An 18,398-nucleotide genomic window follows, 5' to 3' on the forward strand; every position below is an offset into this window, starting at 1 on the left:
TTTTAGACATATTTTGAGAAAAACTTTTGAATGTTCAATTACAAAACTTAAACGATTGCTACCTTTATATAGCAATCGCTTAAACAGAACATTATTTGTTTAACCTTTCTAAATAAACATCATAATCACCATCATAAATTGATATATGAATAGCAATAAACTTCTTCAAGAAATAGGTCTCCACCCATGACTCTTGAAATAAGTCGTGCATTTGTCGGTTACGCTGCGGATCGTCTTTTTCATTAATAATTGCCATCTGTGGGTCAATTTTATTAATTTCATCTTGTTGGATCATATTAGCACTAATATAAGATGGGATATAGATGAGTTGAACTTTACCTTTCAATTCACCGTTAAGCTTTTGATCTGTTTCATACCAATAAACAGAAAACACATCATTCGATAAAACAATATTACCATTATCACTATTTTCTTTGGCGATATATTTAATGTAAAAGTCATTACTTAAAGCAATAACATTTTGCTCATTAAGTGATAGAACATTATAGTCTTCATTCGATAAGCTACAAACCATCTCTTTTTCATTAGAAACATAAATATGTTCAACGTCCCAAGACTTTGATATCTTCTCTAAATTTCCGCAGTTCTCCGATTTTGATGAAGTAATTAAAATACCTTTTAACTTCTTATCAGGCCATTGATTTAAAGTCTTTTCAACAGACCTTAAGCTTCTTTCATCTCCTGTATTGATTAGGAACATTTCATCATCATTTAAGTGTAAGATAGCCATGTCACCTGAATCAATAGGTGTAAATATTAATTCTCGTTCTGCAACAGAGCTCATAGTCGAACTCGTCAACAAGACGCTTACGAAAAACATTTTAAGCCAAATGGTCATGATGTCAACACCTATCCATTATTTAATCAAACATCTAACCCATATATTTTGTAAAAGCTTAGCTGATTATGAAAGCCATTTTTTTGCATGAGTAATAATAGACGTTAAATCATCATGTATAACTGTTGTCTCAGGTAATGAATTTAAAAATTGTTTGCCATAACCTTTCTTCATAACTCGCTGATCAAGGATTATAAAAGCCCCTCTATCTTGTTCATCTCTAATAATTCTTCCAAATGCTTGTCTAAACCTTTGAATGGCAATTGGAAGTGCTAAATGTTGAAACACATTATAATTGCCCATCTCCAATTCTTCGGTTTTTGCCAATATGAATGGATGTGTTGGCGTTTCAAAAGGTAATCGAACGAGACATACGGTTTTTGACTTGTTGGCATCAACTAAATCAATACCTTCCCAAAAAGAATTTGTCCCTAATAAAACAACTTGGTCTTCTGTTTCAAACATCTTCTTCAATTTATCTCGGCTGCCGGTCGATATTCCTTGGCCGATGATCGTATTTCCATCCAGTGATTTCATTCGCTTTAAATGTTTAAATACAATTCTTAGCATGTCATAAGAGGTGAATAAAACTAACATTTTCCCATTCACTTGAGTGCTATATCGTTCAATAAAGTCAGCAACATAACTTGTATAATGGTTAACTTTAGTCTTCGATACATCAGGAATGTTATTTGGGATTAAAACTTTCGCCTGTTGTTCGTAATTAAATGGTGAGTCGAATGTTTGGCAGTTCGTTTTTTCAGGCAGCCCTGTTCTTTCCAAAAATGGTTTATATGAATGACCTGTTTTTAGCGTAGCACTCGTGAAAATAAAGTTATCAGCTTTTTCGTAAAATTGCTCTAAATAATGTCTTACTGATACTGGTTCTACATGAATCGTGGCTGCATTTTTAGCACCGTATTGATCAATTTCAATCCACCTAACATCATTTACAGACGGATCAAAAAACGCTTTAAAAGTGTTCATCATTTCATTTAACTGCGTAAAAGCGTGCTTACTAATAATTGTTTGCCACTTGTTAAGTGATTTTTTATTTTTTAGCTCCTCTAAAATGTAGTTAATTGAAATGAATAACTGATTCAAGTGCTCCTTCACTTCACCATTTAGCATCAAATTTAGATATTCTTCTCCGATTGTTAATTGAGCTTTTCCTGTATCGGTTAACAAATCATCTTCACCGTGTAAAAATTCCACTGACTGATAAACTGATCTAAAGAAAGCGTCTGCATAAAAACGAGCATGATCAATCACATCATGGTTAACTACTTTTTGCAGGTCTTGAAGTAAATGAACAATTGTTACATAACTTAAATCTTTAGAAAATTGCTCCCTAGCGACACTTTCGAATTGGTGAGCCTCATCAATTACGGCATGGTTAAATTTTGGAATTCGACCATGGCCATATAACGTTGAATTTAATAAAAACGCATGGTTCACAACGACTAAACTAGCTTGTTCACTTTGACGTAAAGCCTCATAAAAGAATGAACCATCACGTTGATTTTGATGATAACAATTAATATATTTCCAAATATTAACGCCATTTGATGGAAGGTGTAACTCATCAATATCACCTGTTTTTGTTTCCGTTAACCAAACAATAATCATTGCCAAAGTTAAGACGGCATCATAATTGTCCAATTCATTAAAGTGATCTAAATAAGTTTTAAATCGTTTTGTATCAATGTAATGTTTTGGACTTTTTAAAACTGATATCGTGATTGGTTGTTTTAATTTCAATGATAATAAATCGGCTTCTTTTATAATTTGGTTTTGCAGCTGGATTGTACTCGTACTTACAACCGTTCGTTTACCTTGCTTAGCTGCATTATACAAACTTGGGATTAAATAACCGATTGTCTTACCTAAGCCAGTCCCAGCTTCTATGACAACATTTTCTTGAACCGACATTTGATCATATATTAATTGAGCAATTTCTTTTTGGCCTGACCTTTTCTGTTTAAGACTATTTTCAAAGACATGTTCAACAAAATCTTCATAATGGTCCGGCAATAAAGGCTGTTCTTCTTGTTGATCAACTAAATGACGCACCATTAAACCGTGTTGTTCTACTAAGTTGTGGTGTTGGCTATAATTATGGCGTTTTGTCTCTATTAACGCATTAAACCAACCCTCTAATTCACTATGTAAACTTGGAATAAAATGAATTAAGTTCTCCAATGTTTTAAAAGGCAATAGTTGTAATTTATTTTTTATTTCTAACCATAATAAAGCTGTTACATAAGCATCACTTAATGCTCGGTGTGGCGAAACGTGCTCGATTCCTAAATACTGAGTAATCTCAGATAATTTATATCCAGGAGACTTAGGAAAAAGTATTCGAGACAACTCAACTGTATCGATCGTTAAACAGTTTAAAGGCTCATGCCCAGATGCTACTAGTGACGCATTCAAAAATTCATAATCAAATTGCACTTGATGAGCTACGAAATAACTATTGTTAAACATAGGGATTAAATCGTGAATAATTTCACTAAAATAAGGTGCATCAGTTAAGTCTTCATGGTGTATACCTGTTAAATTAGAGACAAAGACAGGAATTTCTGTTGTGGGCTTTACTTTTGTTGCATATTCTTCAACTATCTCATGACCTTCTAATACAACAATGCCAATTTCAATAATTTCGTCACCTTTTTTAACAGAATGGCCTGTCGTTTCTAAATCAACTACTACATAACGATCCACTTTTAATCCCCCTTTCTATGTATTCTAAAATAAAAATAACTCCCTAAACCAAGGGAGTTATAAGACAGTTAGGGGTGGCTCTTCTACAATAATTTCCCCGATTTGGTTATCGTCATCCATAATCGCAATCTTTGGCTGATGTCCTTCTAATTCATCACTTGATAGTGTTACATATGAAATAATAATAACGGTATCACCTTTTTGAACGCGTCTTGCAGCAGCACCATTTAAACAAATAACACCACTATGTCTTTCACCAGCGATTACATACGTCTCAAAGCGCTCCCCATTATTATTATTAACAACTTGGACTTTCTCATGAGGTAAAATACCAACTTGTTCAAGAAGATGGGCATCTATTGTAATACTACCTACGTAATTTAAATCAGCCTCGGTTACTGTAGCACGATGAATTTTACTATTTAGCATAGTACGATACATTAAGTTTCACTCCTATATTTAACATCACCTGATGGGGTTAATATAATATTGTCAATTAATCTTGCATTTTGATATTTTACTGCAACCGCAATTATTATATCATGTTTTTCTGTAATTTCACGAGTTAAATCAGGATATGTTAAACAATCGACATAATCTACTTGTCCTGATAACGTATGTTTTAAAAAGTTGTCAATCTCGTCTATTACATCTTGTCTGGTCCAGTTACTTGCTTGGATAAGTTGTTGACCTTCTAATAAAGACTTATAAATGTGATGAGCTTCTCGTCGTTCATCAGTTGATAAATTAACATTTCGACTGCTCATCGCAACACCATCTACTTCACGGACTGTAGGAACTGGGACTAATTCAATATTAAAGTTAAAATCATTAATTAAACCATCAACTACAGCCACTTGTTGCGCATCTTTTAATCCAAAATAAACACGGTTCGGATTAACAATGTTAAATAACTTTGTTAATACCATTAATACTCCTTCAAAATGTCCCGGTCTTGTTGCACCGCATAGCACATCTCCACGTCGATTTAAACTTAGATCAATCGACAACGGCTTTGGGTACATCGCATCGCTTGAAGGGTAAAAGACGTAATCAACAGCTTCTTCAATTAACAACTTTTCGTCTCGCTCTAAATCACGCGGGTATTGGTCTAAGTCACTTGCTTGATTAAATTGTAGAGGATTTACGAAAATGCTAACGACGACTATATCATTTTCTTTGCGTGCCTCTTTTATTAAAGCAAGGTGTCCATCATGTAAATACCCCATCGTAGGAACAAAACCGATCGATTTTTGTTGTTTATGGAGCTCATCTTGCGTTAACTGCATTTCTTCTATCGTCTTTATTGTCTTCATGATCCCCCGTATAACCCCTTTAATGTTTCTTCATTCATCGAATAAGTATGTTCTTCTTTCGGAAATTGTTGTTGTTTAACTTCTTGAACGTAATTTGAAATACCCTCTACTGCTAATTCATTAACATTAGCGTAAGGTTTAACAAACTTAGCTAAACGTTCGACACCATATTCTAATAAGTCATGGTAAACTAATACTTGTCCATCACAAGATGCACCAGCACCTATACCAATTGTAGGTATGTCGAGTTGTTCAGTAATCATTTCAGCTAATGAAGCAGGAACACATTCTAACACAAGCGCAACTGCACCAGAATCTTGCATAATTTTAGCATCTTCAAGAAGCTTTTTAGCGTCTTCTTCTGACTTACCTTGTACTTTATAACCACCTAAAACATTAACCGTTTGTGGTGTAAGACCAATATGAGCTACGACTGGAATTCCCGCTTCTGTAAGTTTTCTCACCGTTTCAGCCACTTCTCGACCACCTTCTAACTTTAATGCAGAAGGTTCAATTTCTTGGAACATTCTTTTCGCATGAGCTAATGTTTGTTCTATTGAGATGTTGAATGACATAAAAGGCATGTCAACGACTGTAAATGTATTTGGTGCTCCTCTTCGAACTGCCTTACCGTGATGAATCATATCATCTACAGTCACAGGGATTGTTGATGAGTAACCTAACACAACCATACCTAAAGAATCGCCTACTAAAATCATATCAACTTCAGCTTGCTCACTCGTTTTCGCAGATGGGTAGTCATAGGCTGTGATCATCGCGATTCTTTCACCAGCTTGTTTCTTTTGAGATAACATTTTCGTCGTTTTCATATAGACACCTCTATTAGTCTTTTAAGACCATAATATTTCTGCAGAATATAATAAGTGTTCTTGACCTTTTTCATCGACGACTTTAAGCGCTCCGTCTTCATGGATACCGATTAGTTTAGCATTCCATTCACCTTGCGCTCGTACTGTAAGCCATTCGCCCATCTTGTATGCATAACCTTCCCAATCGGACTTGATTGGCTTAAAGCCATGCTCTATAAAGCGTTCATATTGCACTTCAAACTCATGAGCTATTGATTTAAATAATGTATTTAGATTGTAGTGATCTTGTGTATATACTTTTAGCGATGTTGCGTGTTCTAATACAGCAGAGCCAAAATCCGCTTCTTCGTGATTAACGTTCAAACCGATTCCAATAATAATGTAATCGATCTGGTCTTGTTCAGCTTGCATTTCGGTTAAAATGCCTGCCATCTTCTTATCGCCAATAAATAAGTCATTCGGCCACTTAATACTAACTGGGATCCCATACTCCTTCATGACGTTTGCTAATGCAACAGCAGCAACTAAAGTAATTTGTGTTGCATTTTTAGGTTCTAAGGAATGGGGTCTTAAAACTGTACTAAACCATAAACCTACATTAGCTTTTGAGTCCCAATACCGCTTCATACGCCCTTTGCCTTTTGTTTGCTCACTGGCGATGACAACAGTGCCATGCTCAGCACCGTCACGGGCAAATTCATGAGCTAGGTTTTGTGTTGATGTAACAGTTGGATGATAGTGTAAAGTTGAACCTAACCATTTCGTTTCAAGCCCCCACCTTATAGCATCTTCTGATAATGCCTCTGGTACATTTATGATGCGGTATCCTCTGTTCGTAACAGCCTCAACCTCGTAACCAGATTTCTTTAATTCATTCATATGTTTCCAAACGGCAGACCTTGAGATACTCAAAACCTCCGATAACTCTTGACCTGACACGTAACGATCTCGATGTTGAAAAAGAAGATTAATTAATTGCTTTCTTGTTCCTTCCATCTCTTCACCTGTCTCTCTATTTCTGTTCGATTATTTATTAGTTTACTTTGTAAAACGAGCTGCTCGATGTTCGATAAATACTCGCCAATCCATGGGCCTCTTTTCTCATTTGGGAACATACTCATAATATCATGCCCTGTTACTGCTAAATCGCTACGAGTGCGAATCGGTAATTGTTCAAATAATGTTGTTAGTTCACTAGCGTCGATACTTACTTGATCGATAATAAAAACTAGTTCCACAAAATGACCAAAATAATCTGCTGTTAATTGATAGACAAGCGTCTCATTTATTCCATTACGTCTATACTCATCATAACAATTAAGAAGATGCAGACTTTCTTTTTTTAACTTATTAGACAGTTTGTAAGCCTTCACCCAGTTATTTAAATCATGTTCTTGGCTTAATAAAGTAAGCGTTGCAATCATGACATTTTCAAATGGGATCGGATTTTTAACCGTCTCATTTAAACGTGTTAATAAAGAATGTTCTTCTTTGAAAACAGGCAATGATTTATAAAGTTGAGTCGAATTTAAACTATGTAAACCTTGTTTTAATCCGACACCTTTAAACATTTTAAATAACTCAACTTGAATCCGTTCAACTGCAACGTGGTTAATTAGTGGGCCATATTCAATAATTGCATCGTTCACGTCATGAGCAATCTCAAAGTTTAATTGACTTGCAAACCTTACAGCTCTTAACATTCTTAAAGCGTCCTCAGTGAAACGGTCCTTTGGTTGGCCTACTGTATGTATTTCTTTTTGTAATAAATGCTCTTGCCCACCATACGGATCAATTATGTCCCCATCTAAATTCATCGCCATAGCATTAATTGTAAAATCACGTCTACTTAAGTCTAATGTTATATCACGTACAAACTCTACCGAATCAGGACGCCTAAAATCATCATACTCTCCTTCAACTCGGTAAGTCGTCACCTCAAATTCATGATCACCATCTAATATTAACACTGTACCATGTTCAATACCGACAGGAACTGTTCTTTCAAATAGGCTTAACATTTCATCAGGCTTAGCATTTGTAGCTATATCAATATCACCAACTGGCACATCTAATAAATAGTCACGTACTGACCCACCAACAAAGTACGCTTCATAACCATTGTCTTCTAATACTTGAATGACATTTCGAGCTTTTTTAAAAGGTTCTCCTAACATAACGACCAATCCTATTCTAGTACGCGATCATATACTGATTCATACTGTTTTACAATTTGTTCTGTTTGAAACTGTTGTTCTACAATATCTTTTGACTGACTTGAAAGCTTGTTCCATAAACTCTCATCAGTTAACAAATTCACCACTTTATCTGATACACAATCTAGATCCCCTAACGGACAAATAAAGCCATTTACTCCATCATCAATGACTTCAGGAATACCGCCAACTTTAGTCCCAACACAAGGAACCCCTTGACTCATTGCTTCTAATAATACAAGTCCAAAACTTTCTTTTTCGGATAATAACAATTTAACATCACTAATCTTCAATAAGTCTTGAATATTATCTTGCCTTCCTAAAAAGATCACGTCGTCTTGTAATTTTAGATCTATTACTTTTTGCCTTACCTTACTATACTCAGGTCCATCACCAACTAAAAGTAGTGTAGATTGAACGTGATCCCTTACTTTACTAAAAGCTTCGACGACTTGGTCAACCCGCTTTACTTTTCTAAAATTAGAAATATGAATGACGACTTTCTCATCCATATTAATTCCTAAGCGTCGCTTTAAATCTTCATCATAAGCTGGTATACGTTCTTCCGAGTCAATAAAATTATGAACAACTTGTATATCTGTATCGGTTTCAAATACATCTTGTGTTTGTGTTTTTAAACTTTCTGAAACGGCCGTAACAGCATCTGATTGTTCAATTGCAAAACGAATCATATTTTGTAAACTATCATCGATTCCTAATACGGTTATATCAGTTCCGTGTAAAGTTGTTACAATCTTCACATCTCGCTTGGCCATCTGCTTAGCAAATAATGAACAAATGGCATGCGGTACCGCATAGTGAGCATGAATGATATCAAGTTGCTCACGATCAACGACTTCAGCAATTTTGTTAGCAAGTGATAGATCATAAGGTGGATGTTTAAACACAGGATAATTCGCTACTTCTACTTCATGAAAATAAATATTAGGATAAAGACGCTTTAGTCTAAATGGCATCGTTGTTGAAATGAAATGAACTTCATATTGTTGCTCGGCTAAAAAGATGCCTAACTCAGTAGCGACTACTCCCGAGCCCCCGACTGTTGGATAACAAACGATCCCAATTCGTTTACTCATTATATATACCTACCGATTCTTTAATCGTACGCCATTCTAGCCACCCGCTATTTAATCCTCGAATAATAATTTCTGCAGTTGCTTCATTCGTTGCAACAGGAATTCTATAAACGTCACACAACCTTAACAATGCCGTTACATCAGGTTCATGTGGTTGAGCTGTTAGTGGATCACGGAAGAATACAACTAAATCTAAATCATCTTCAGCGATTTTAGCACCAATCTGTTGGTCACCGCCTAACGGGCCTGATTGTAATCTTTTCACTTCAAGGCCAACTTCATCCATAATTCGTTTTCCTGTAGTGCCTGTTGCAAATAATTCATGCTGTTGGAAGATAGGTTTATATGCTGTAATAAAATTTATTAAACTTTGCTTTCTATGGTCGTGTGCTATTAACGCAATTTTCATTGAACTCACCTACTATTCCATTAAATTTTCTAAACCATATACGTAATCATCCATTTCCATTACTTGTTCCACTGCAAATTGGACTCCACTCATAAATGAGTAACGATCCATTGAGCTATGGGTGATTTTTAAAGTTTGACCTGTTTGTCCAAACGTGACTTCTTGTTCAGCAATGTATCCAGGTAAACGAACACTATGAATTCTGAACCCATCATACTCTGCCCCACGAGCTCCTTCAATTGTCTCTTTTTCTTCTGGGTGACCTTGTTGTTCTGTTTGCCTTACATCTTGGATCATTTGCGCCGTTTTAACAGCTGTACCAGATGGTGCGTCTAGCTTTTGGTCATGGTGCTTTTCAATAATTTCAACATTAGGGAAATACTTTGCCGCCATTTGAGAGAAGCGCATCATTAAAACAGCTCCCATTGCGAAGTTTGGGGCGATGACAATGCCTGTTTGATTTTCATCACTTAATTGCTTTAATGTCGATAATTGCTCTTCAGAAAAACCTGAGGTACCTACAACTGGTCTAACATGATGTAACAATGCTAAATGAGTGTTATCATAACCAACTTCTGGATTGGTTAAGTCAATTAAAACATCAGCATTTAACTCATCAAACGCCTCACTTGACTCAGTATATATAGGAGCATCAAGATTTGGTAAATTGTCTATATCTTTAACTGATAATCCATTATGTTTACGATCAATACATCCAACTAAGTTAAAATGGTCTGTTCTTTCAATTAGTTTTAATGCTTCTGTACCCATTTTACCTCTTGGGCCTGCTAAAATAATGTTGATTGTTTCTGTCATGATTCATTCTCCTTTTTAGTCCAGCGATTTTGATCTCTTTTTTCAATTTTTGAAATACTTATATCAAATGCTTCATTTAAATCAATGTCTAAAGAATTAGCCATTGTTATGATGACAAATAGTAAGTCACCAAGCTCTTCTTCAAGTTTTTTATCTTCTTCTGACGATTTTTTTGGTTTTTCTCCATAGTAATGGTTCATTTCTCGGGCTAATTCTCCCATTTCTTCTGTCAAACGTGCCATCATAGCTAAAGGTGAGAAATAACCTTCTTCAAATTGACTTATAAATGCATGAACACGTTTTTGCATGTCTTCTGCAGTATGTTGCTCTGCCACTTGAAATCACTTCCTCTATATAATCTAACATAATGTTAGCTAACAAATAAGAATTTGACAAATTATTAATTTTAATTTTTTCACTTTTTTCTTTATCCTGCTAATGAAATGCTCAGTTACTAGAGCAAATTGATGAGTTGGCTAATATTGGATATAATAACTTGAGTGATTACAGCAGACGGAGGGTTATTATGTTAAACGGCATTAAAGCGAAGAATATACTATTTATATTGATCGGAGCTGCCATTTTCTCTTTTGGTATTGTTAACTTTAATATGCAAAATAACTTATCAGAAGGTGGGTTTACGGGGATTACATTGTTATTGTACTTTTTATTTTCTTGGGACCCTGGAATTATGAATTTAATTTTAAATATCCCCGTTTTCTTTGTTGGTTTAAAACTATTAGGAAGAATTACGTTTGTATATACTGTCATTGGTACAGTTGCTGTGTCGATCTTTTTATGGGTGTTTCAAGCCTACCCAGCTTTTTCATTACAAGATGACATGACGCTAGCTGCTTTATTTGCCGGGACATTTATCGGGGTTGGTTTAGGGATTATCTTTAGGTTCGGAGGTACAACAGGTGGTGTAGACATTATCGCAAGACTTGTCCATAAATACATAGGTTGGAGTATGGGTCGAACAATGTTTTTATTTGATGCCATTGTCATTATTGCATCGGTTGTCTTTTACTTAAATGAAGTCGAAGGGATGTATACGTTAGTAGCTGTATTTATCGGGGCAAGAATTATTGACTTCATTCAAGAAGGTGCTTATGCAGCAAGAGGTGCTACTATCATATCTGATCATAGTGAAAAGCTTGCAGAAGGAATTACAGAGCAAATGGATCGTGGCGTTACGATCCTGAACGGAAAAGGATACTACACTGGTAAAGACCGTCAAGTTTTGTATTGTGTTGTAGGTAAAAATGAAATCGTCAAATTAAAAAACATTATTCATGAAATTGATCCCCATGCTTTTGTTTCAGTTTCCACGGTACATGATGTGTTAGGTGAAGGGTTTACATTGGATGAAAACAAAAAGCCGATTGATTAGTTTAAATTTAAGCTTTTAAAACTATGTCGTAAATATTTAGATTAAAGTAAAGCTTAATCATACCGCAGTGGAAATACACTTCGCTTTCCATGGGCACGGCCTCAACTTCCCAAAACTCACTGCCGTGTCGTTTTGGGTGATTTTCGGCTCGCGCTGTTCCCATTGGAGTCTTTGTGTATTTCCACTGCTGGACTATTTTACTTTTGAGTTTAGTCGTAAAACCCAAAACAAATACGACAAAAGGCAAAAAGAAAATTGTTTTATAAGTTGAGACTCTAATTCATTATTTTGTCTAATAGCCAAGTTTCTACAGTAACATCCTGACGTATTAAAAAAATGAGGCTGGGACAGAACTAATTGTTAATACAAAAAAAACCGAACGAAATCATATTTTGACTTCGTTCGGGTTCATCCTTTACCACCGCTCCATCAAAATGCTTCGCTTTCCGTGGGCGGCTGATGAGCCTCCTCGTGCTACGCACTGCGGGGTCTCACCCTGGCCTTTGCTCCCACAGGAGTCTACGCATTTTGATTCCGCTAAGCGACTGTTCACCTAACTAATTGTTCGTATTTCCACCACATTACAAACCTTTTGTCCCAGCCTCATCTATGACTACATAGCTTTTTAAAAATTTCATTTTAATCATTCATGTGCAAGAACATTAGAATGAAACGGATTAGTTCCATTAATGCTACAACCGCACCTGCAACATAAGTCCATGCCGCAGCATCTAACACTTTTTTAGTCTCACGATGTTCTGCACTTCCAATAATACCAGAACCGACCATTTGACCCATCGCGCGATTAGAAGCATCAAATTCAACTGGTAAAGTGACAAGTTGGAACAATACAGCGAACGCCATAAAGATAATACCAACTAAGAACATTTGCATTGCGCCGAATAACAAACCAGCAATAATGAAGAAGAACGATGCATTTGAACCAAAACTCGCAATTGGTACTAAGGCATGTCTAAAACGTAAAAATGCATAGCCTTCTGCATCTTGGATAGCATGTCCGACTTCGTGTGCAGCAACTGCTGCAGCTGATTGTGATGGCTCATGGTAGTTATGTGACGATAAACGAACGACTTTTTTGCTCGGGTCATAATGGTCAGAAAGAAAGCCTTTCGTTTCTTCTATTCTGACGTCATATAAACCATTTTCTTGTAATAATTTCTGCGCAACTTCTCTTCCAGTCATACCAGATGAAACAGCAATTTTCATATGCTTTTTGTAAGTGTTTTTCACTTTGCTTTGTGCCCAAAGAGGTAAAATTAATAAAATCGCAAAGTAAATTAAAAATGCCCCTATACTCATATCGGCTTCCCTCCATCACATTTTTCTCTAAAGTCAATTTTAGTCAAACTACTTTTAGTCGTCAATTTCTTTGCTTGTCGATTGATCCTCTTTATATTTTTTCCAACCAACGTAAAATAATGTTGCAATAATAATGGAAGTGACGAGTGTTATCGTAAAAATGATTTCACTCATATCAACAACAATAGCTAAAGCATATAAAGGGATGAAAAGTATGATCAACACACTTAAACCCATTTTGAATAGCCCCTTTTAACTAATATTTATTATATGCTTATGCTATTTGGGTAGAACGTGTTCTTCTTACAACTAAAAGATACACTAGCGTGATTGATAATAAACTTAGCCAAAATGTAAAGTAACCGATATGTTCTTCAAATTGAGATAACGTCGGATACATCGGCATATGCCCATATACATAATCAATGACATCGTTATGTAATGTCCAAATACCCGCTACGACTAAATGTCGCATTTCAATTTTAAAAAATGGTGAGTATAACAGGGCTTGAATGGCCATTGCGCCGTGAGAGACAATGAGCATTAAGGCCATTATTGAAACTGGCTGACCATGAATGAACGTTAAAATGTTCATAACGACTGCCCAAGTTCCATATTTGAACAGAGTCAACATAGCCAAAGCTTCCATATACTTAAAGTTTTTATTCAGTAAAAACCCGACTAAAACAAACACAAAAAACATGGAGGCTGTAGGACTATCTGGTACAAACGGGATAAAGATCGTTGGAGTAATTTCTAATTGGTAACGATACCAATAGAAACCATAAATTGATCCTAAAGTATTTATAATTAACAACAATACAAGAATACGTCGGTCCATTAATAAATAAATCATGTTATTACCCCTATAAATTCCGTCATATGTAAGCAAAAAGCTGACTTAAAATAAGTCAGCTTTTTGGTCATTATTCTTCTGTATCTTCGTCTCCACCTTCACCATCATCAGTGTCAGTGTTCTCTACAATAAAGTTAGCTAATTGCTGTAGTTCCTCATCAGTACCATCAAACATACCAGCAGGCATATCTCCAATACCTTCAACTGAAATTTCAGCAATAGTATCAGCAGTATGTGGTAAATCTAGAAGATCAGGACCTAATCCTGGTTCACCTTCTAATACGCCACCGTGACAACTCATACAGTTTTGAGCATAAACTTCATACCCTGGATGGGTCTCATCCACCTCATGCTCTACCATATTATCTACTGAATACTCTTCACGCGTTTCCCAATCTACAGCTACAACCGACTCGTAAGTTAACCAAATAGTAGCAAGTACACCGATTAACATCATACCAGTTGCAATTGGTCGCTGAGATGGACGACGACCTGGTTTTGTATCTAAGAATGGTGCTAACAATAACGCACCAAACGCTAAGCCTGGAATACCGACTGTACCAATTACGATGTACTCCGCGGCAGCAAACTCATACTTTAACAATTCATATAAAAACAAGAAGTACCAGTCTGGTAAAGGAATATATGCAGCGTTGTTAGGATCAGCTTGTTGCTCTAATGATACTGGTGTTACAGCAACATAACATAAAAAACCGATTAAAAATACCGCACCTACTAACCACTCTTTCAATAAGTAGTTCGGCCAAAAGGCTTCCGTTCTACCAGGATACTCAGAGTAATCTTTTGGAATCGTATTACGTTGTTCTTTGTCTTGGACACGTGAGTCTCCGACAAATTTCATTCCTTTTCCTCTATGCACAGTGTTCCCTCCTTATCATCAGTTTTCTTCTTATAGTGGACCTGAGATTCCTTGACGACGAATCATAATAAAGTGTAATGCCATTAGCCCGAATAGAGCTGCTGGTAAGAAGAATACGTGAATCGCAAAGAATCTGGTTAGGGTCTGTGCACCGACAATATCTGGATCACCTGCAAGTAATGTCTTAATATCTGTACCAATAACAGGAACACTCTCTGCAATTTCAAGACCTACTTGAGTTGCGAAGAACGCTTTGTTATCCCATGGTAATAGGTATCCAGTAAACCCTAGTCCAAACATTACGAAGAATAGTAACACACCAACAATCCAGTTTAATTCACGTGGTTTCTTATAAGCACCTTGGAAAAATACACGTAATGTATGTAAGAAAATCATTACGATTACGACACTAGCTCCCCAGTGGTGCATACCGCGAACAATCTGTCCATGTGCCACTTGTGATTGTAGATACTGAACTGAATGCCACGCATTCTCAATATCTGGAACATAGTACATTGTTAAAAACATACCTGATAATACCTGAATGACAGTAACAAAGAATGTTAAACCACCAAAGCAATATACAAATGCTGAAAAGTGGTGTGCTGGGTTTACGTGCTCAGGTACTTCGTGGTCAGCGATATCGCGCCAAATAGGCGTAATATCTAGCCGTTCATCAACCCAGTCATATAACTTTTGTAGCATCAATTACGCCCCCTCTCGTGGATTCGCTCTACCTAGATATAGTCGACCGTCTTCAATGCGATACTCATAGGCATGCAACGGCCCTTCTGGTGGTGTACCTGGAATGTTAACTCCGTTCTTGTCATAACGTCCATAGTGACAAGGACAATAGAATTCATTGTCATGGTCACCTGTCTCCCAGTCTACAACACAGCCTAAGTGAGTACAGATAGGAGATAGTGCTAAGATGTCTCCATTTTCGTCTCTATAAATCCATGCAGTACGTTCAGCTTCTGTATCGTACCAACCGTCTTGTTGGTCAATGTAGAATGTCTTACGTTGCGGCTCGGTAGTAATTTCATCAACGTCCATTACATACTCATATTCATCTGAACCATCAGCTTTTAATAACGGATCGACAGCCATACCAACCATTGGTGCTACAACAGCCGCACCCATGAAGCCACCTACACCTGTTAGCGTGTAGTTTAAGAACTGCCTACGAGAGACTTGATTGTTTTTCTTTTCGCTCATGTCTTTCCCCCCTCTATCCATCTGATCAACGAACAGGGTTTTTTTCACATATTTATTAGGACAATATAATGATAGCGTATCCCTCAACATCGGTCAATAAAAACAACAGATAGAATAGAAAAATGTCACAATTTCTTTACAAGATTGTCATATTTTCATTCGCCCCATTGTTCTTTAATTAAGTCTTCAATTTCACTGACTTGTGATTGAACTAATTGTTGGGTTTCTACTTGGTTTAAATCACCTTGTTGAGGAGCTGGTAACCAAATTAATTCTGCATCAATTTCTGAGTTGTATTTTCGCCACTTTTTATCAAAAGTAAACAAAAATATATGTTTGAATGGCTGCTCATTAACATGGTTAACAACTGTTTCTAATCGCTCATATTCATCTTCTAGTTTGTTTTGTTTAAGGTAATTATATACAGGCAATAAAAAAACACGGCCTTTTAATTGCTTTTCAATTTGAGTCATAAAGATTTGCATGACCTCATGTTGGTAAGCCAGCTTACTTAACTCATCATCATTTTCAAATGAGAATGGTATTAAAGGCATAATGGCAGAATCAATATACTCTTTAGCTTTAGTATAATTCTGCACATCTTGATGCATCCATTTCATATCAGCTACCTCCTATTTTGATCCTCTGCTTGCTGGTTATTTAGTAAGGAACTGTAAAAATTAAAAGATTTCAAATCTCCTTCATCTAAAGCTTGGTCAATTTTCGATTTTAATTCTAAAATGTATTGTTCATTTGCTACATAGTTTAACAGTAGATCAATTTCCTTGTAATCAGAGTCTTCCAAATAGTAATCATCAGGTAGAAACGGATTATCTTCTAGTACAGAAATATACTCCTTTGAATTTCTAACCCCTTCGAAATTCATTTCTACATATAAAGGTTCTCCATGATTCATCCTAATATCATGAAAAGCCTTTTCGACCTCATTAGTTACAACATGTTCTTTGTAAAAACGAAACGGTCTTTCTTCACCCTCTTGAACAGATATAATCATGCTCCTTGGGCATAGATGAGCCTCGAATACAAAGTGCAAGTTATTTAACAACTCATCACGCTTTAATAAATAATCAAAAAGCCATACAATTTCACGCTTAGGTAAATCATAATGGTCTAAAAACCAATCAATAAATGCCTTTTTCTGTAATGGTGAGATTTCCATATCGTCCCCCCTCTTACTTACTGTTCTTGCATTCTCATAATGAACTCCTGAACTTCCTCATCATCTGGGATGATTGTTAAGTAAGCATTCAATAATTTTAACGCCTTTTGAAGATCACCTTCTTCAACTAGAAACATACCATATTCTTTTAAGAAATCGGGTTCTTCACGATAAGTAAGTTCAGCTTGTTCAAAATGTTTTTTAGCAAGGTCAAATTGCTCTAACTCATTATAAACTTGTGCTGCCCTCCAATTTAAGACAACCGGATAACCTTCATAGCTCATTAACTGATCAACCAAATCTTTGGCTTGTTCATACTGCTCATTTTCAAAATAAATATTTAATAACAACTCTACTCCGTCTTCATAAGCAGGATCAATTGCTAATGCTTCTTGTAAATAAGTAACCGCTTCTTCCTGCTTATTTAACTTCAACGCATATTGAGCAGCTAATAAATATAATTCATTGTTATGCTCATCTTTATTAATACCTTGTACTGTTGTATCAAAAGCTTCTTGCAATGCCCCTTCTTCATAAAAAGCTCTAGCTAACATTGGATAAACACTCGTATACTCTGGGTCTAAATCAATCAATTGATCCCAAACTTTAGTACAAATATCAAATCGTTCAATTTGATAGGCTGTGTAACCGTACTTAAATAATTGGTCAGGTGTCTCTAGTTCAATTAATTCAAAATAATTAAGTGCTTCTTCCCAGTCACCAACTGAAGATAACGATTCAGCCAAACGTTCTTTAATGTTAACAACATCAATACTTGGTGCTTCCTTGTCCACTTTTTTATAAAAAGGAATTGACTTTTGGTATTCACCATTAGAGAACGCTAATTCTGCTAATGCTAAATCAATGATTGGCTCTTCAGAATCAATTGACTTAGCTTCTTTGAGCTTTTGTTCAGCTACTTCAAATAAACCTTGAGACTGATAAAAGTCAGCTAATTGAACTAAGGCTGTCGTATAAAACTCTGAGTCTTCTTTAATTTCTCCGAGAGTTTCTAATACTAGCTCGTCTTCACCTAAGTCAGTATAAATTTCAGCTAGCAGCAATCTAATTTGGTCATCATCTGGGTATAACAGAAGCATATCTTCATAAACATCTCTTGCATCATTTAGCAAGCCCCACTCATGAAGTAATTGCGCAATATCGAATCGCTCTGCATCTTCGGCTTCTGCAACATAACTCTTTAACAGTTGCACAGCTTCGTTAACTTTTCCTTCCTCTTTAAGTGTCAATGCTTCGCTAATTGTTTCCATAACTTAAATT

Annotated in this window: 21 protein-coding genes; 1 reads left to right on the plus strand and 20 read right to left on the minus strand. The window is 36.0% G+C overall.

What is annotated here, in order from left to right:
• Positions 1–91: 91 nt before the first annotated feature.
• From AHA02nite_RS04500 to AHA02nite_RS04550, 11 genes are all read right to left on the minus strand, one after another.
• The gene (locus AHA02nite_RS04500) at positions 92–859 is read right to left on the minus strand and encodes a hypothetical protein (protein WP_146814805.1); all 768 of its coding nucleotides are present in this window, start codon (positions 857–859) and stop codon (positions 92–94) included.
• A 66-nt stretch (positions 860–925) separates the two neighbouring features.
• Positions 926–3,586: an ATP-dependent DNA helicase DinG gene (dinG, locus tag AHA02nite_RS04505; RefSeq protein ID WP_146814807.1), complete on the minus strand. Its 2,661-nt coding sequence runs from the start codon at positions 3,584–3,586 to the stop codon at positions 926–928.
• 57 nt (positions 3,587–3,643) lie between these two features.
• Positions 3,644–4,027 carry an aspartate 1-decarboxylase gene (panD, locus tag AHA02nite_RS04510; RefSeq protein ID WP_146814809.1) on the minus strand — a complete coding sequence of 128 codons (384 nt, stop codon included), beginning with the start codon at positions 4,025–4,027 and terminating at the stop codon, positions 3,644–3,646.
• Positions 4,027–4,902: a pantoate--beta-alanine ligase gene (gene panC / locus AHA02nite_RS04515; RefSeq protein WP_146814811.1), complete on the minus strand. Its 876-nt coding sequence runs from the start codon at positions 4,900–4,902 to the stop codon at positions 4,027–4,029. Before panC ends, panD begins: the two co-directional genes overlap by 1 nt.
• A complete protein-coding gene (gene panB, locus AHA02nite_RS04520) occupies positions 4,899–5,732 on the minus strand; it encodes a 3-methyl-2-oxobutanoate hydroxymethyltransferase (protein ID WP_146814813.1) in 834 nt (277 codons plus the stop codon). Before panB ends, panC begins: the two co-directional genes overlap by 4 nt.
• 21 nt (positions 5,733–5,753) lie before the next feature.
• Positions 5,754–6,728 carry a biotin--[acetyl-CoA-carboxylase] ligase gene (locus AHA02nite_RS04525; RefSeq protein WP_146814815.1) on the minus strand — a complete coding sequence of 325 codons (975 nt, stop codon included), beginning with the start codon at positions 6,726–6,728 and terminating at the stop codon, positions 5,754–5,756.
• Positions 6,704–7,909, minus strand: a complete 1,206-nt coding sequence (locus tag AHA02nite_RS04530) for a CCA tRNA nucleotidyltransferase (RefSeq protein WP_146814817.1) — start codon at positions 7,907–7,909, stop codon at positions 6,704–6,706. Before AHA02nite_RS04530 ends, AHA02nite_RS04525 begins: the two co-directional genes overlap by 25 nt.
• An 11-nt stretch (positions 7,910–7,920) precedes the next feature.
• Positions 7,921–9,045, minus strand: a complete 1,125-nt coding sequence (gene bshA / locus AHA02nite_RS04535; protein WP_146814819.1) for an N-acetyl-alpha-D-glucosaminyl L-malate synthase BshA — start codon at positions 9,043–9,045, stop codon at positions 7,921–7,923.
• Positions 9,038–9,454: a methylglyoxal synthase gene (gene mgsA, locus AHA02nite_RS04540; RefSeq protein ID WP_146814821.1), complete on the minus strand. Its 417-nt coding sequence runs from the start codon at positions 9,452–9,454 to the stop codon at positions 9,038–9,040. Before mgsA ends, bshA begins: the two co-directional genes overlap by 8 nt.
• Before the next feature lie 12 nt (positions 9,455–9,466).
• Positions 9,467–10,270: a 4-hydroxy-tetrahydrodipicolinate reductase gene (dapB, locus tag AHA02nite_RS04545; protein WP_146814823.1), complete on the minus strand. Its 804-nt coding sequence runs from the start codon at positions 10,268–10,270 to the stop codon at positions 9,467–9,469.
• Complete coding sequence (locus AHA02nite_RS04550) at positions 10,267–10,578, minus strand: nucleotide pyrophosphohydrolase (protein WP_170235976.1); 312 nt, start codon at positions 10,576–10,578, stop codon at positions 10,267–10,269. The genes dapB and AHA02nite_RS04550 overlap by 4 nt, the downstream gene beginning before the upstream one ends.
• 218 nt (positions 10,579–10,796) lie before the next feature.
• Between AHA02nite_RS04550 and AHA02nite_RS04555 the strand changes: the two genes are divergently transcribed.
• Positions 10,797–11,663, plus strand: a complete 867-nt coding sequence (locus tag AHA02nite_RS04555) for a YitT family protein (protein WP_146814825.1) — start codon at positions 10,797–10,799, stop codon at positions 11,661–11,663.
• Between the two features lie 639 nt (positions 11,664–12,302).
• On the opposite strand, the gene AHA02nite_RS04560 is transcribed toward AHA02nite_RS04555, so the two are convergent.
• The 9 genes from AHA02nite_RS04560 to AHA02nite_RS04600 form a co-directional block, all read right to left on the minus strand.
• Complete coding sequence (locus AHA02nite_RS04560; protein WP_146814827.1) at positions 12,303–12,983, minus strand: zinc metallopeptidase; 681 nt, start codon at positions 12,981–12,983, stop codon at positions 12,303–12,305.
• 54 nt (positions 12,984–13,037) lie between these two features.
• A complete protein-coding gene (locus AHA02nite_RS04565) occupies positions 13,038–13,220 on the minus strand; it encodes a sporulation protein YpjB (RefSeq protein ID WP_146814829.1) in 183 nt (60 codons plus the stop codon).
• Between the two features lie 37 nt (positions 13,221–13,257).
• Complete coding sequence (gene lhaT / locus AHA02nite_RS04570) at positions 13,258–13,839, minus strand: lipoprotein heptaprenylglyceryl N-acetyltransferase LhaT (RefSeq protein ID WP_146814831.1); 582 nt, start codon at positions 13,837–13,839, stop codon at positions 13,258–13,260.
• A gap of 70 nt (positions 13,840–13,909) precedes the next feature.
• Positions 13,910–14,719: a menaquinol-cytochrome c reductase cytochrome b/c subunit gene (locus AHA02nite_RS04575; RefSeq protein ID WP_146814833.1), complete on the minus strand. Its 810-nt coding sequence runs from the start codon at positions 14,717–14,719 to the stop codon at positions 13,910–13,912.
• A gap of 30 nt (positions 14,720–14,749) precedes the next feature.
• Positions 14,750–15,424: a menaquinol-cytochrome c reductase cytochrome b subunit gene (gene qcrB / locus AHA02nite_RS04580; RefSeq protein WP_146814835.1), complete on the minus strand. Its 675-nt coding sequence runs from the start codon at positions 15,422–15,424 to the stop codon at positions 14,750–14,752.
• Between the two features lie 3 nt (positions 15,425–15,427).
• Positions 15,428–15,937: a QcrA and Rieske domain-containing protein gene (locus tag AHA02nite_RS04585; RefSeq protein ID WP_146814837.1), complete on the minus strand. Its 510-nt coding sequence runs from the start codon at positions 15,935–15,937 to the stop codon at positions 15,428–15,430.
• 155 nt (positions 15,938–16,092) lie between these two features.
• Positions 16,093–16,557, minus strand: a complete 465-nt coding sequence (locus AHA02nite_RS04590) for a DUF2487 family protein (protein ID WP_146814839.1) — start codon at positions 16,555–16,557, stop codon at positions 16,093–16,095.
• Between the two features lie 5 nt (positions 16,558–16,562).
• Positions 16,563–17,117, minus strand: coding sequence for a ReoY family proteolytic degradation factor (locus AHA02nite_RS04595; protein ID WP_146814841.1), 555 nt, complete (start codon positions 17,115–17,117; stop codon positions 16,563–16,565).
• Positions 17,118–17,134: 17 nt separating this feature from the next.
• Positions 17,135–18,388, minus strand: coding sequence for a tetratricopeptide repeat protein (locus tag AHA02nite_RS04600; protein WP_146814842.1), 1,254 nt, complete (start codon positions 18,386–18,388; stop codon positions 17,135–17,137).
• Between the last annotated feature and the right edge of the window lie 10 nt (positions 18,389–18,398).

The organism is Alkalibacillus haloalkaliphilus (assembly GCF_007991275.1).
GTDB classification, from domain to species: Bacteria; Bacillota; Bacilli; order Bacillales; family Alkalibacillaceae; genus Alkalibacillus; species Alkalibacillus haloalkaliphilus.

Coding starts and splice junctions, on each gene's coding strand:
- panB (WP_146814813.1), bottom strand. CDS start 5,732: ATGAAAACGACGAAAATGTTATCTCAAAAGAAACAAGCTGGTGAAAGA.
- mgsA (WP_146814821.1), bottom strand. CDS start 9,454: ATGAAAATTGCGTTAATAGCACACGACCATAGAAAGCAAAGTTTAATA.
- panD (WP_146814809.1), bottom strand. CDS start 4,027: ATGTATCGTACTATGCTAAATAGTAAAATTCATCGTGCTACAGTAACC.
- AHA02nite_RS04525 (WP_146814815.1), bottom strand. CDS start 6,728: ATGGAAGGAACAAGAAAGCAATTAATTAATCTTCTTTTTCAACATCGA.
- AHA02nite_RS04560 (WP_146814827.1), bottom strand. CDS start 12,983: ATGAGTATAGGGGCATTTTTAATTTACTTTGCGATTTTATTAATTTTA.
- AHA02nite_RS04585 (WP_146814837.1), bottom strand. CDS start 15,937: ATGAGCGAAAAGAAAAACAATCAAGTCTCTCGTAGGCAGTTCTTAAAC.
- AHA02nite_RS04550 (WP_170235976.1), bottom strand. CDS start 10,578: ATGCAAAAACGTGTTCATGCATTTATAAGTCAATTTGAAGAAGGTTAT.
- panC (WP_146814811.1), bottom strand. CDS start 4,902: ATGAAGACAATAAAGACGATAGAAGAAATGCAGTTAACGCAAGATGAG.
- AHA02nite_RS04530 (WP_146814817.1), bottom strand. CDS start 7,909: ATGTTAGGAGAACCTTTTAAAAAAGCTCGAAATGTCATTCAAGTATTA.
- bshA (WP_146814819.1), bottom strand. CDS start 9,045: ATGAGTAAACGAATTGGGATCGTTTGTTATCCAACAGTCGGGGGCTCG.
- AHA02nite_RS04565 (WP_146814829.1), bottom strand. CDS start 13,220: ATGGGTTTAAGTGTGTTGATCATACTTTTCATCCCTTTATATGCTTTA.
- AHA02nite_RS04595 (WP_146814841.1), bottom strand. CDS start 17,117: ATGGAAATCTCACCATTACAGAAAAAGGCATTTATTGATTGGTTTTTA.
- AHA02nite_RS04555 (WP_146814825.1), top strand. CDS start 10,797: ATGTTAAACGGCATTAAAGCGAAGAATATACTATTTATATTGATCGGA.
- AHA02nite_RS04600 (WP_146814842.1), bottom strand. CDS start 18,388: ATGGAAACAATTAGCGAAGCATTGACACTTAAAGAGGAAGGAAAAGTT.
- dapB (WP_146814823.1), bottom strand. CDS start 10,270: ATGACAGAAACAATCAACATTATTTTAGCAGGCCCAAGAGGTAAAATG.
- lhaT (WP_146814831.1), bottom strand. CDS start 13,839: ATGATTTATTTATTAATGGACCGACGTATTCTTGTATTGTTGTTAATT.
- AHA02nite_RS04590 (WP_146814839.1), bottom strand. CDS start 16,557: ATGAAATGGATGCATCAAGATGTGCAGAATTATACTAAAGCTAAAGAG.
- AHA02nite_RS04500 (WP_146814805.1), bottom strand. CDS start 859: ATGACCATTTGGCTTAAAATGTTTTTCGTAAGCGTCTTGTTGACGAGT.
- qcrB (WP_146814835.1), bottom strand. CDS start 15,424: ATGCTACAAAAGTTATATGACTGGGTTGATGAACGGCTAGATATTACG.